Genomic DNA, 14050 nt, shown 5'->3' on the forward strand with positions numbered 1-14050 from the left:
AAACTTTATAAATTATGAAAAATCAATTAAATATTTTCAAAAAAACCATAAAGCTCGTTTTATGCTTATCAATTATGGTAGTATCGGTAAGTTGTGAAGATGCTTTTGAGTTTGATTTACCAGAAGCAGGATCTATAGCTGATACAAGTTTGCCAGTAGCAAACTTTGCATATATACCAAATGCTGAGAATTTCAGGATAATAGAATTTAATAACTTATCAGCAGAATCTATCAATTATCTTTGGGATTTTGGTGGAGGAGATACCTCTACAGATAAAGATCCTAAATATACATTTGCTGCAGGAGAAGGGACATACCCTGTTACATTAACAGCAATTGATGGTAATGAAGCTTCGACTACAGTAACACTCGATGTAATTGTAGTAGATAAGTTTGTTCCAATCCCAGTAACTATAATAAATGGAGATTTTAATGACGGTCAAAATGATTGGAAATTCTCTTCATTTACAGGAGGAACAACGAGTCCTTACAACTCTAGTTCTGACGGTTCTTTTACAAACTATGATGGATCTGATAATGGCGCAAAAACAAAAGGTGCTAAATGGACTAAATCTACTTCAGCTGGTGTCTATTTAAGTTCAAATACTAGATTTGCTTACCAGGCTATTAATGTTTCTGAAACTACAGCAGATAGAACGGTAAAATACATTTTAGAATATGAATATGCTATTAAGACTCCTGCTGAACAGGCTGGTGTTGCCGCAGGTGGTAATAGAATTATTTCTGAAGTATTAGATGGTCATTTTGACGATGGAAAAGATGCAATTGCAAGTACTCCATTGAAACAATTTATAGCCAATGAGGTAAAAGGTAAAACTGGACATACAACAGTTAAACAAGAATTTACTACAAATGCTAGTGGTGAAGTTTCTATAGTGTTTTACGCTGTAACGGATGTTGATGTATATATTGACAATGTTAAAGTATATGCAGCAGATTAATTTTCAGAAAGTAAAAAAAATATAAAACTTATAATTATGAATTTATTAAAAAAAGGAATATATACTTTGTTGATTGCAGGAGCTGTAATTTCTTGTGAAGACGACAATGATATTTTTAGACCTGTTGAAAGTCAAAAAGGTTCAGGGCTTACTGAAATTTCATTTTCTAGCTTTACTGCAAAGGTAGGAGCTGATGCCAATGGTGTTGAAGATGGAACTTATGTAACAGTACAACCATTAACTATAGGAGCATCTACAATTACAATAGATTTTGGTGCTGGTAGTTCACCAGTAACTATAGAACAAGGAGGTTCTGCATCTTATGATTATCCTAATAATGTTGCTTCTGCAACATATACTATAAACGTAACTGCTAATTCAGCGAGTTTAGGAAGTGTTAGTAAGACTGAAGATATAACAATTGTACATAAAGCTTCGGCTGTTGCTTCTGCACCAGCTTCACCTACTGTAGGTCTTGAAGAAGTATTATCTATTTATAGTGGAGGTATTGAACTTAATGATGCAACAATTTCTTATAGGTATTCAGCATCAGGAGCAGATTATAAAAAAGGAGCTGCTCAATACGCAGAAGTTACAACTGATTCTGGTAATAAAGTTATTCAGTATTCTCGTCTTAGTCAAAGTGTTGGAGCATCTATTGGATTAGATGAAGTTGTTGTTGCAGATGCATTTGAGTCTGGAGTTGCGGCTACAAAAATTCATTTTGATGTTCACTCTGATTTTGCTGTAGGTATTGATAAATTAAAAATATCTTTAGTAAATGGTACTACAGAATATGTATATAATAAAGATTTAACAGATGGTGAATGGGTTAGTTTAGACTTAGATTTAGCTACAGATTTTTCTGCACCCGTTGTAAAGTTTGATGAAATAAAATTTGAATTAGGAGCTGGAGGAACTGCAAAAGATGCTGCAAGTCTTAGTGTAGATAATGTTTATTTAGAAAAACCTATTACATCAACGATATTAAATGGTGATTTTGATGCCAAAACAGATCATTGGAGGTTTACAACTTTTACAGATGGAACTACAACTCCTTTTGGATCTAGTTCTGATGGTTCTTGGACTAATTATGATGGTACCGATAATGGATCTAAAACAAAAGGAGCAAAATGGACTTCAAGTCAATCTGGAGGATATCTTGCAACTGCAAATACTAGATATGGATACCAAGCATTAAAATTAACACCTAATACAGATTATATTCTAGAATATGAATATGCTATTAAAGATGATACTGCTGATGACCCAATTGGAGGTAGAAGAATGGTAGGTGTAGTTTTAGATAGTCACTACACAGATGGAGCAGATGCTGTTAAAAACATTGGTTCTAATTTAGGAAGTCATGTAGGTACAATAGCTGAAGGGAAGTTTAATGCTACAAGAGGTACTAAAGTTACACTTGAATTTACTTCAAATGATAACGGTGAAGTTGCTGTATTATTTTACGCAGTAACACCAAAGGATGCTTGGGTTGATAATGTAAAAGTATATCTTAAGTAAGAAGTTTAAATGAAGCGTTTTTTCAAAACATTTTGTTTAAGTTTAATACTATCAATATTTCTATTTGGTAGCGCTAGTTGTTTTTCACAAGACAACAGCGTTACTAAATCGGAAATAAAAGTTGATTCAAAAAAGAAAAAAAGAAAGAAAAAGAAAAAAAGAAAAAAAGTTAAACTTCCAAAAATTGATTTAAGTCATTGGAAAGTTACTTTGCCAGTTCAAAATGAAAAAGGGAAACCGTATGAAATTGGACCTCCAGAAATTTTAAATTTTGCATCAAATGAAATTGCAAAGCCTTATATGTATATAGATTCATTAAAAGGAGCAATTGTATTTCATGCAATGCCAACAAATTCTAAAACTAGAAATACAAAGTACACTAGATCAGAATTAAGAGAGCAAATGGTTCCTGGAGATAATAATACAAATTGGACCTTTAAGCAAGGTGGTTATATGAAAGCTAAAATTGCCATGGAAAAATCGACAAGAGATTCAAATGGTAAATATCATAGAACTATTATTATGCAAATTCATGGTAGGTTAACAAATGAACAAAGAGATTTAATAGGAGAAGATGATAATAATGCACCGCCAATATTGAAAATATATTGGGATAAAGGAAAAATTAGAGTTAAGACTAAAGTGCTAAAAAACTTAAATGCTACTTATCAACAAATGTTACATGAGGATGCTTGGGGAAATGATAGAGGATTTAATTTTGAACAAGAAGTAGGTTTTAGAAAATTTACATTAGAAGTTAAAGTATCAGATGGTAAAATGGTAATCATTTTAAATAAAAATGAATACAAAGTGTATGAGAATATTCATATTAAGAAATGGGGAGTTTTTGAGAATTATTTTAAAGCTGGAAACTATTTTCAATCAAGAGATAAAGGATCTTTTTCAAAAGTGAAATTTTATCAACTAGAAGTATCTCATTAAATTAGTTTTTATATATTTATAAATTAAACTCTGGTTAACCAATTAGTAAATAACATATGAAATTAGAAGTACTTACAAAAAACGAAAATTTAACGGTTCAGAACTCAATAATCATAGGTATTAGAGAGCTTATAAATTATAAAAATTTAGAGCCTGGTGATAAATTGCCATCGGAGAGAATGCTTTCTGAAAAGTTTGAAGTAAGTAGGTCTAATTTAAGAGAAGCAATTCAAAAATTAGAATTTTATGGATTGTTGATTTCTAAGCCTCAAAGTGGAACTTTTGTTGCAGATATTGGAGTGATTGCTTTAAACGGAATGATTGAAGATATTTTACGATTAGAGGATCCAGATTTTAAATCTTTAGTAGAAACAAGAATTTTACTAGAATTAAAGACTGTAAGATTAGCAGCTTTAAGAAGAACTGATGAAGATTTAGCACAACTAAAAGAAGCTTTAGAAGCTTATAAAATTAAAGTAGAAAATGGTGAAGATGCTGTACAAGAAGATTTATTATTTCATTTAGCAGTAGCAAAAGCAAGTGGAAATAGTACAATGAATACCTTCATGTTAATTATTACACCAGAAATTATTACCAATTTTGAAAAGTACCATGTTTGTGACACAAATTTATCGCAAAAAGGAATAAATGAACATCAAGATATTTATGATGCAATTTTAAATCAAAATCCTAAATTGGCAAAACAAAAAATGAAAGTTCACTTTAAAACATTATACCAATATTGTTATAATATTTAAAAGTTAATAAAGAAGAAAATGCACGTTTTTCTTTATTAATATTGATAATACACTGAAGGAAGAATTAATTATTAGATAATAGAAATTAAGTAATCTTATTGCCTAAGAGCACTTTGTACTTACTTTTTTAAATAATATTACAACTAATATAGTTTGTAAAACGTAACGTTATACAGGTTAAAAACTAAATTTTAAGATGAAAAAAAAGGGACTTAGATGGTGGGTTGTAGGACTTGTAGCATTAGCTGCTGTTATAAACTACATTGATAGGCAAGCTTTTGGAGCCTTATGGCCTGACATAGCAAAAGAGTTATTTCCAAATATGGATGCAGATGGAACAAAAACCATATATGGTACCATTTCTGCTATATTTATTCTGTCTTATGCTGCTGGTCAAACAATATTTGGAAAGATATTCGATTGGATTGGTACAAGAATAGGATTTGCATTGTCAATAGGAATTTGGTCTTTGGCAACAATGGCTCATGCGTTTGCAAAAGGAATGTTAAGTTTCTCTATTTTTAGATCTATTCTAGGTATTGCTGAAGCTGGTAACTGGCCAGGAGCAGCAAAAGCTAACGCAGAATGGTTTCCAACTAAAGAAAGAGCTTTTGCACAAGGTATTTTTAATTCTGGAGCAGCAGTCGGTGGAATAGTTGCATATCCAATTATAGGACTTCTTTCTGTTTATTTATCATGGCAAGCAATATTTGTTTGTGTAGGTTTGATTGGCTTTTTATGGTTATTACCATGGTTATATATAGTGAAATCACCTCCACAAAAGCATCCATGGTTATCAGAAGATGAAAAACAATATATACTTTCTGGTCAACAAAATCAAGACATTGATAAAGATGGTAATTATGATGAAGGTTATAACCCAAATACTAGTAAGCTACTTAAACACAAAGAAAGTTGGGGAGTTATCATTGCTTCTGCAGCAATAGACCCTATTTGGTGGTTGTTTATAGTATGGATCCCTATATACCTTAATGAGGTATTTGGATTAGATGTCAAAGAAATTGCATTTTCTGCATGGGTTCCTTATGTTGGAGCTATGTTAGGAGCATGGTTTGGTGGTCTTTTAGCTCAAAATAGATTGGGTTCAGGTTGGTCAGTAGATAAAACAAGAAAAATGGTAATTACATTAGGTTGTTTAATTATGCTTCCTTGCTTCTTTTTGTTAAAAGCACCAGGATCTGCTATGAATGCAGTAATTATTATGGCTGTTTTATTATTTGGATTTCAAACAGCAATAGGTAACGTACAGACATTACCTAGTGATATGTTTAGTGGAAAAGTAGTAGGAACTTTATCTGGATTTGCAGGAACAGCAGCTAAATTAGGCGCTTTTGGACTTACCGCATTAATACCTTTACTAACTAAAGGAGGTAATTATACACCTGCATTTTTAATAGGAGGAGCATTGGCTTTAATAGCATTACTTGCAGTTTGGATATTATGTCCAAAAATTGAACCCCTTAAAGAGAAGTAAAAAAATAAAAATAAAAAATAAAATAATAGTAAAACAATATGAGTAAAATAGACGGAAAACTAGCTGTAATTACAGGAGCTACAGGAGGAATAGGATTCCAAGTAGCTAAAAGATTAGGGAGTGAAGGATATACTGTAATCTTAAATGGAATAGAAGATGAAGTAGGTGCAGAAAAAGTAGCAGAACTTACTGCTGCAGGAATCACTGCTGAATACTATGGTTTTGATGTAACTGATGAAGAACAAGTAACATCAAACATTAATAAAATAGGTGAGAAGTATGGAAAGATTGATTTACTAGTAAATAATGCTGGTGGATTAGGTGGTAGATCTAGATTTGAAGGTATGACAACTGAATTTTACAGATTTGTTATGGCGTTAAATCTTGACTCAACATTCTTTGCATCAAGAGCAGCGATACCTTATCTTAAGAAAGGTACAAATGCATCAATTATTAATTATACATCTATTGCTGGTTGGAATGCTGGTGGACCAGGAGCTGGAATCTACGGGACTTCTAAAGCTGGTGTACATGCAATAACTAGAGCGTTAGCTAAAGATTTAGCAGAATTTGGAATTCGTGTAAATGCTGTTTCACCAGGAACAATTGATACGCCTTTCCATTCACAAATAAAATCAACAAAACCAGAAGTTTTTGCTTCTTGGAAAAATAATATTTTGTTAGGTAGATTAGGGCAACCAGAAGAAGTTGCATCAGTAATATCATTTTTAGCAAGTGATGATGCGAAATTCTTAACTGCCGAAACAATCCAAATTGGTGGTGGCCAAGGTTTGGGAATATAATTTGAGTTAATTATTTATTGAGTTATTTGTAATTTAACACCTGTTAAGCGTTTTTATACTTGTATAAGAGCGCTTAATTTTTTTTAAAATTTTATTAATTTCAAAAACTTAGTTTTGAAAAAATCTATTGCTATTATATGTGGTGGCGGACCAGCGCCAGGCATTAATACCGTTATAAGTACTATTGCAAAAACATTTTTAAAGGACGACTATAATGTCATTGGTGTTCATCATGGATATCAAGGATTATTATCTGATAATCCTGAATTGAAGTTTTTTGACTTTCAACATGCAGACCGAATTTTTAGTCGAGGAGGATCTACCTTAATTATGAGTAGATTTAAACCAAAGGATAGTGATTTTAAGTCTCAGTTTTTTGAGAAAAATAATGTAAAATTATTGGTAACTATTGGTGGAGACGATACTGCGTCTACAGCAAATAGATTAACAAAATACCTTAAAACACAAGAATTATCTGTTTCTCATATTCATGTTCCAAAGACTATTGATAATGATTTGCCTTTGCCAGATAGAAATCCAACCTTTGGTTTTCATACAGCTAAAGATGAAGGAGTAAGAATAGGAAACACAGTTTACGAAGATGCCAGAACAAGTGAAAATTGGTTTGTAATGTCTACTATGGGGCGTTCCGCAGGTCACTTAGCATTTGGAATCGCTTCTGCATGTCATTTTCAAATGATGATTATTCCAGAAATGTTTAACAAAGCAGAAATTACATTTGATAAGATTATTAAATTAGTAGTTTCTTCAATTGTAAAATCTAAAATTAAAGGGGTAGAATATGGTGTAGCATTAATAAGTGAAGGTGTTTTTCATTTTATGGATGAAAAAGAAATTTTAAGTTCAGATATTAATTTTACATATGATGAACATGGACATCCAGAATTAGGAAATGTTAGTAAGTCGCACATATTTAATTACTTATTGCAAAAAAAGTTAAAAGAAATTGGATTAAAAGTTAAAACGAGACCTGTAGAGTTAGGGTATGAGTTAAGGTGTTGTAATCCAATAGCGTTTGATCTAACTTTATGTACTTTACTAGGTATTGGTGTAAAAAAATTATATGATAATGGCATTACTGGCTGTATAGTAAGTGCTAATTCTAGAGGTGATATTACTCCATTATATTTAAAAGATTTTGAAGATGAAAAAGGAAAAATACCACCTAGATTAGTCGATATAAATTCAGATATGGTTCAACTTTTTTTGAATAATCTTTTTTACATCCAAGAAAAAGATTTTACTGAAGCTAAAAAATACCTTTCTAATCCAGAAGACTATGAAATGGATAACATATTAAACTGGAAATAATAAATATACTTCTCCTCCTTTTACAGAAAATGTAACTATTCTCTGATTTAAAAGGGTTAAGAGTAATGGAAATTGAGGATAGGTGTTAGATTTTGTTTCCTTTTCAGTAAATATAAATTAAATTTTCATAACATTCTTTAGGGATGGAATTATAAAATATTTTGTATTTAAAGTAATTTCTTCATGTAGAATATCTGGATTTGAATTTGATGAAACAGAATTCATCAATAAAATAGATATACAAAGTTTGTTTAAGTTTCAAATAATTTTTTTTAATGATTCAAATTAGATAAATAATTTATAATCCAACATTCTTCAATTAAAAACAACAAATCTTTCATATGATGCATGAAATGTATCATAGAGAAAATAATTAAAACAATAGGTTTATCCTTAATTTATGGTGTAGCAAATAATTTGTCAAAATACGATTTTATACACCTTTTTTTTTAATATAAAAACGAACTAAATTAAGTATGAATAAGACTAAGTTTTTAATATTGATTACATCCATAACAGCATTAGGAGGTTTGCTATTTGGTTATGATACAGGTGTAATAAACGGTGCTCAATTTTATTTAACAAAATATTTTCAGTTAGACGCCGCAACTCAAGGCTGGGTAGTTGGTAGTGCTTTATTAGGATGTTTGGTTGGAGCAGTAGCATCAGGACCTTTGAGTATTAAAATAGGAAGAAAACATTCTTTAATTATTTCTGCAATTTTATTTAGCATTTCTGCTTGGGGTTCTGGTTTGCCTAGCTTTATGACAGAATCTGTTTCTTTATTAGTTTTTTTTAGAATTATAGGTGGTTTAGGTATTGGTATTGCCTCTATGAATGCACCAATGTATATTGCAGAAATTGCACCGGCAGAAAGAAGAGGTAATTTGGTTACTTTTTATCAACTAGCAATAGTTGTTGGTTTTTTTGTTGTTTTTTTAGCAACCTATTTTATAGGTAGTAGCTTATCTGAAACTGAAAATTTAGAGTTTGGTTGGAGACATATGTTTTGGTCAGAATTAATACCAAGTAGTTTGTTTTTGGCGGCATTATTTTTTGTTCCAAAAAGCCCTAGATGGTTATATTTAAAAGGAAGAAACAAGGAAGCTTTATCTGTTTTAACAAAAATACATGGAGAAGAAAAAGCAATAAAAGAAAGTAAAGAAATATTAAAATCGTTACAGATCGAAACGAAAAAAATAAAAATTAATTATCTTTCAAAAGCTGTTTTTAGTATAATTATAATTGGATCTGTTTTTTCTTTATTACAACAGTTTACAGGTATAAATGCAGTTTTATATTATGGAGCAGATATTTTTGAAAAGGCTTTAGGTTTTGGTAAAGAAGATGTATTGAAACAACAAATATTATTAGCTTTTGTTAACTTAATTTTTACATTTGTTGCCATGGTAACTGTAGATAAAATTGGTAGAAAACCTTTAGTCTACATTGGTGCAATTGGTATGTTAGTTGGTTTTTTGTTATTAGGTATAACAATACAACAACAATCGATAGGGTTCTTATCGCTTTTAGGGGTGTTAATTTTTATTGGGTCATTTGCATTGTCTATGGGACCAGTAGTTTGGGTAGTTCTATCAGAAATGTTTCCAAATACAATTAGAAGTGTAGCAATGTCTGTTGCAGTTGCTGTACAATGGGGAGGTAATTATTTAGTTTCACAATCTTTTCCAATGGTAACAGCCAGTGAAGTAAATAATAATAATTTTTGGAATGGTTCTTTGCCTTATTTTATTTTTAGCGCCTTTATAATTATTATTATATTATTTACTTATAAGTTTATTCCAGAGACTAAAGGGAAATCTTTAGAGGAGATTGAAATTCTTTGGGATAAGTAAACCTTATTAAAATAGTATTTTTATTAAATTAGCTTATTGATTAAGTGTTAGATTTATGAGGAAGTTTTTATTTTATTATGTTGTCTTTTTTACCATTTTTACTTGGTCACAAAAACCTACTCAAGAATTTAACTTTGTAAATATAAAAGAAGGTATTTCTAAAGTAGGTATAGCATCAATTATACAAGATCATCAAGGATTTATTTGGATAGGTACTGATGGTACTGGATTATATAAGTTTGATGGAATAGAGTATACTTCATATAAACATAAACTTAAAGATTCAACAACACTTAGTAGTAGTCGAGTAAAAAGTTCATTTATTGATAGAAAAAATAGACTTTGGATTGGTACAGAAAATGGGTTAAATATTTATGATAGAAATTTAGATAAGTTTAAAAGAATTTATTTAAATAAAGAAAATTCTAGTAACGAATTTATCTTATCAATTCAAGAAGATTCTTCTAATAATTTAATTATTGGGACAAATGGTTTTGGTTTATATAAATTAAATTTAAATAATTTTGAATGTCATAAAGTTTTAAATTCAACACTTACAGAAGATAATCAGCAAATAATTATAAATTCAATTCAACATACCAAACAAGGTAAAACCTTTGTAGGTACTAATTTTGGTTTAAAAGAGATAGATGAAATTAATAACAAATTAATTCACTCTAGAATTTTCACAAATCATGTTAATTCTATTTCTAGTGGTATAGAGAATTTATTTTTAGACGATAAAAACAATTTATGGATTGGAACACAAATTAATGATGGTGTTTTAAAATGTAAATTAAGTGATGATAGAAATAATAATATTATTGATGTAAAAAAACTGGACTTTACAACTAAAAAAATAATGACTATTGTTCAATTACCAGACAATAGTATTATGATTGGTACAGAAAATGATGGTCTTTTTCATCTAAACACTGATGGTAGTGTTATCAAAAATTATATTACAGATAGAGCAAAAGAAAATAGTATTTTACATAATTCTATCTGGGAATTATATGTTGATAGAAATAAAAGACTTTGGTTAGGTTATTATAATAGTGGTGTTGCTGTTAGTGATAAATTATATGATAAATTTAAAGACTTAAAAAGTATACCAAACAATAATAATTCTTTAAAAACTCCTTCAGTAATGGGAATGATTAAAGATAATACAAACAATCTTTGGATTGCAACTGATGGTGGTGGGATAGATGTTTTTAATTCTAAAAATAATATAATAACCCATATAAATACAAAAGATAAATCAATTTATAAAGGACTAACATCAGACCATATACTTACACTTTTTAAAGATTCTAAAAATAATATTTGGGCTGGTAGTTGGGATAAAGGGATTTATCTTCTTAAAGAAGGTGAAAAGAAGTTTATAAACTATAATATAGAAAACACTTCAGGTAGTTTAAAGTCAAATGCTATTTTAAGTTTTGCTGAAGATGATTCTGGTATAATTTGGATTGCTTCCTTTTTAGAAGGTCTTCATTCGTTCAACCCAAAAACAGAGAAATTTATTAAACATAGTTTAGCATCATATGTTAAAAATGATGTGTCAAATATTTATATAAGAAAAGTGCTTATTGATACTTCTAATAATTTATGGTTAGGAACTACTGCTGGTGTTTATAAGGTAGATAAAACAGGAAACGAAATTAATAAAGTTTCTTATTTAGGAAGTAAAATGACAGAAGAGTTTAATAATTTTTCTGACATCAGTTTTACGTTAACTATTTATGAAGATACTAAAAAAAATATATGGATTGGTACAAGAGGCGGTGGGTTATGTAAATACAAAAAAGAAAACAATACTTTTAAATGGTATAATAGTACAAATGGTTTAAACGAAGAGAATATAACAGCAATTGTAGAAGATAATAATGAAAACTTATGGTTAAGCAGTAATTCTGGAATTACTAAGATGGATATTAAAAATCAAAAGTTTACTAATTATACAATAAGTGATGGTCTTCTTTCTAATGATTTTAATTCTGATGCAGTTTTAAAAGATAAGGAAGGAGTTTTATTTTTTGGGAATTTTAAAGGAATAGATTATTTCAATCCAAATTCAATAAATATAAACTCTCGAGTACCATCATTACATATAACAAAGTTTAAGTTGTTTAATAAAGATGTATTGCCAAACCATAAAGATTCTCCGCTCAAAAAAGTAATTTCTGAAACAAAAAGTATCACTTTAACACATAAACAATCTGTTTTTACAATTGATTATGCAGGAATAAATTTTACAAGACCAGAAAAAAACAGCTATGCTTATTATTTAGAAGGATATGAATCTACATGGAATTATGTTGGTCAAAAAAGAAGTGCCACTTATACAAATTTAGATAATGGTGAATATGTTTTTAAGTTAAAAGCAGCAAATAATGATAGTGTTTGGAATGAAACACCAATAGAGTTAAAAGTAACAATTTTACCACCTTGGTGGAGAACAATGTGGGCTTTGTTATTTTATGTATTACTATTTGTTTTAGGAATATACTTACTAAATTATTTAACACAGCGTAGAATAGAAGAAAAAGAAATGTATCGAAATGAACGCTTGCAGCAAGTTCAAAATGAAGACCTTACAAAAAAAAAGTTGCAATTTTTCACCAATATATCACATGAGTTTAGAACTCCACTTACTTTAATAATAAATCCGCTAAAAGATATAATTAAGAATAAAGAACTAAAATTACCTGAAGAGGTAAAAAACAAACACGCAATAATTTATAAAAATACAGATAGACTTTATAGGTTGATAAATGAATTGATGGATTTAAGGAAGCTACAGCTTAATAAAATGAAAGTTAAAGCAGAGAAAATTAACTTGATAGATTTTTCTAAAAACATATCATATTATTTTAAAGAAGAAGCATTAAGTAAGAATGTTCTCTTAAGTGTAGATGCAGATATTCATAATATAGAAGTTTGGGCTGACCCAAAAATGTTAGAGAAAATTATTTTTAATTTATTGTCAAATGCAATAAAAGCAACACCAAGTGGAGGTGCAATAAATATTGAATTATTGTCTACAGATGAATTATATAAATTCCCAGCACTTAAAAATGAAGAACCAATAAAAGCTATAGAAATTTTAATTTCTGATACAGGTGAAGGTTTAGATAAGAATCAAACGGAAAAAATATTTGAACGATTTTATCAGATAGAAGGTCAAAACAAAACATATGTTGGTGGTACAGGAATTGGTTTAGAAGTTGTAAAAAACTTTGTGCATCTCCACAAAGGAAAAATAGAAGTTAAAAGTAAAGTAGGTGAAGGAACAACTTTTAAAATACTATTACCAATGGGTAATTTACATTTTGATGAAAATGAAATTGTTTTAAATTCTGAAAACCTATACAAGAGTAAAGATGATTTTTTATCAGTAAATCTAGTATCAAAAAATTTAAATAAAGAGCTAACAGGAGATAGTAAAACTAAAACTGTTCTAATCGTTGAAGATAATATAGAGCTCCAAGATTACTTAAAAAATGAACTTTTAAAAGAATATAAAGTTTACACAGCAAATAATGGTAAAGAAGGTTATAATATCGCAAAGAAATTTTCTCCAGATGCAATAATTACTGATGTGGTGATGCCAGAAATGGATGGTTTTGAGTTTTGTAGTTTAATTAAAAATGACGCTTCCACAAGTCATCTACCAATACTAATGTTAACTGCAAAATCATCTGTAGAAAACCGAATAGAAGGTATAGAAAAAGGTGCAGATGCTTATATGGTTAAGCCATTTGATATAAATTTATTAAAATTAAGATTGTCTCAACTTATAAAAAGTAGACAGTTAATCTTTGATAAATATTTTAGTTCTATTAGTGGTTCCGAGGATTTGGTAAACTCAAACTCTGTAGATAAAGATTTTATTCAAAAACTTTTAAATTATATAAATGAAAATATTTCTGATCCTAATTTAAGCGTAGAAGAGTTGGCTTCTCAATTGTTTTTGAGTAGAAGTCAGTTATACAGAAAGATTAAGGCAATTACAGGCCAAACCGTTAATGAGTTTATTCGAAAAATTAGATTAGAACGTGCTAAAAAAATATTAGACAGTGGAAGTGCAAACATTAGTGAAGTCTGTTTTAGTGTTGGCTTTTCATCTCCATCATACTTTTCTAAATGTTTTAAAGCGCACTTTGGTATTCTACCTTCAGAAATAGTTGTAAAATATGACGTTGAAAATGGTTAAGAACCATTAGTTAATTTACTTCTTTTTCTATTATAAAACAATCCGAAAATGTATTTTTGTACTTGAGTTTAACTTCTTTTAAACTTGTTGTTTTTAAGTTCTCAAATGTGATGCGCTAATTATTGTTATTTAATTAAGTATTTGCATTCCTTATTA

The 14050-nt window shown here is 29.3% G+C and carries 9 protein-coding genes; all 9 read left to right on the forward strand.

From position 1 onward, the window contains the following. The first annotated feature begins 14 nt into the window (after window positions 1–14). The 9 genes from OD91_RS12995 to OD91_RS13035 all read left to right on the forward strand — a co-directional run bounded on the left by OD91_RS12995 (window position 15) and on the right by OD91_RS13035 (window position 13894). Entirely contained in the window at window positions 15–962 is a 948-nt protein-coding gene (locus OD91_RS12995; protein WP_144896805.1) for a PKD domain-containing protein, read from the forward strand. 36 nt (window positions 963–998) lie between these two features. Further along, window positions 999–2486 carry a hypothetical protein gene (locus tag OD91_RS13000; RefSeq protein WP_144896806.1) on the forward strand — a complete coding sequence of 496 codons (1488 nt, stop codon included), beginning with the start codon at window positions 999–1001 and terminating at the stop codon, window positions 2484–2486. 9 nt (window positions 2487–2495) lie between these two features. After that, a complete protein-coding gene (locus tag OD91_RS13005) occupies window positions 2496–3428 on the forward strand; it encodes a polysaccharide lyase family 7 protein (RefSeq protein WP_144896807.1) in 933 nt (310 codons plus the stop codon). 56 nt (window positions 3429–3484) lie between these two features. Next, on the forward strand, window positions 3485–4186 hold the full coding sequence (locus OD91_RS13010) for a FadR/GntR family transcriptional regulator (protein WP_144896808.1): 702 nt from the start codon (window positions 3485–3487) through the stop codon (window positions 4184–4186). A 196-nt stretch (window positions 4187–4382) separates the two neighbouring features. Continuing rightward, a complete protein-coding gene (locus OD91_RS13015; RefSeq protein WP_144896809.1) occupies window positions 4383–5681 on the forward strand; it encodes an MFS transporter in 1299 nt (432 codons plus the stop codon). 38 nt (window positions 5682–5719) lie between these two features. Further along, the gene (locus OD91_RS13020) at window positions 5720–6484 is read left to right on the forward strand and encodes an SDR family NAD(P)-dependent oxidoreductase (protein WP_144896810.1); all 765 of its coding nucleotides are present in this window, start codon (window positions 5720–5722) and stop codon (window positions 6482–6484) included. Window positions 6485–6598: 114 nt separating this feature from the next. Then, window positions 6599–7816, forward strand: a complete 1218-nt coding sequence (locus OD91_RS13025) for a 6-phosphofructokinase (RefSeq protein WP_144896811.1) — start codon at window positions 6599–6601, stop codon at window positions 7814–7816. 476 nt (window positions 7817–8292) lie between these two features. Further along, window positions 8293–9672, forward strand: a complete 1380-nt coding sequence (locus OD91_RS13030) for a sugar porter family MFS transporter (RefSeq protein ID WP_144896812.1) — start codon at window positions 8293–8295, stop codon at window positions 9670–9672. Between the two features lie 55 nt (window positions 9673–9727). Further along, on the forward strand, window positions 9728–13894 hold the full coding sequence (locus tag OD91_RS13035; RefSeq protein WP_144896813.1) for a two-component regulator propeller domain-containing protein: 4167 nt from the start codon (window positions 9728–9730) through the stop codon (window positions 13892–13894). The last annotated feature ends 156 nt before the right edge of the window (window positions 13895–14050 follow it).

Origin of the sequence: Lutibacter sp. Hel_I_33_5, from assembly GCF_007827455.1 — a bacterium.
Taxonomy (GTDB): domain Bacteria; phylum Bacteroidota; class Bacteroidia; order Flavobacteriales; family Flavobacteriaceae; genus Polaribacter.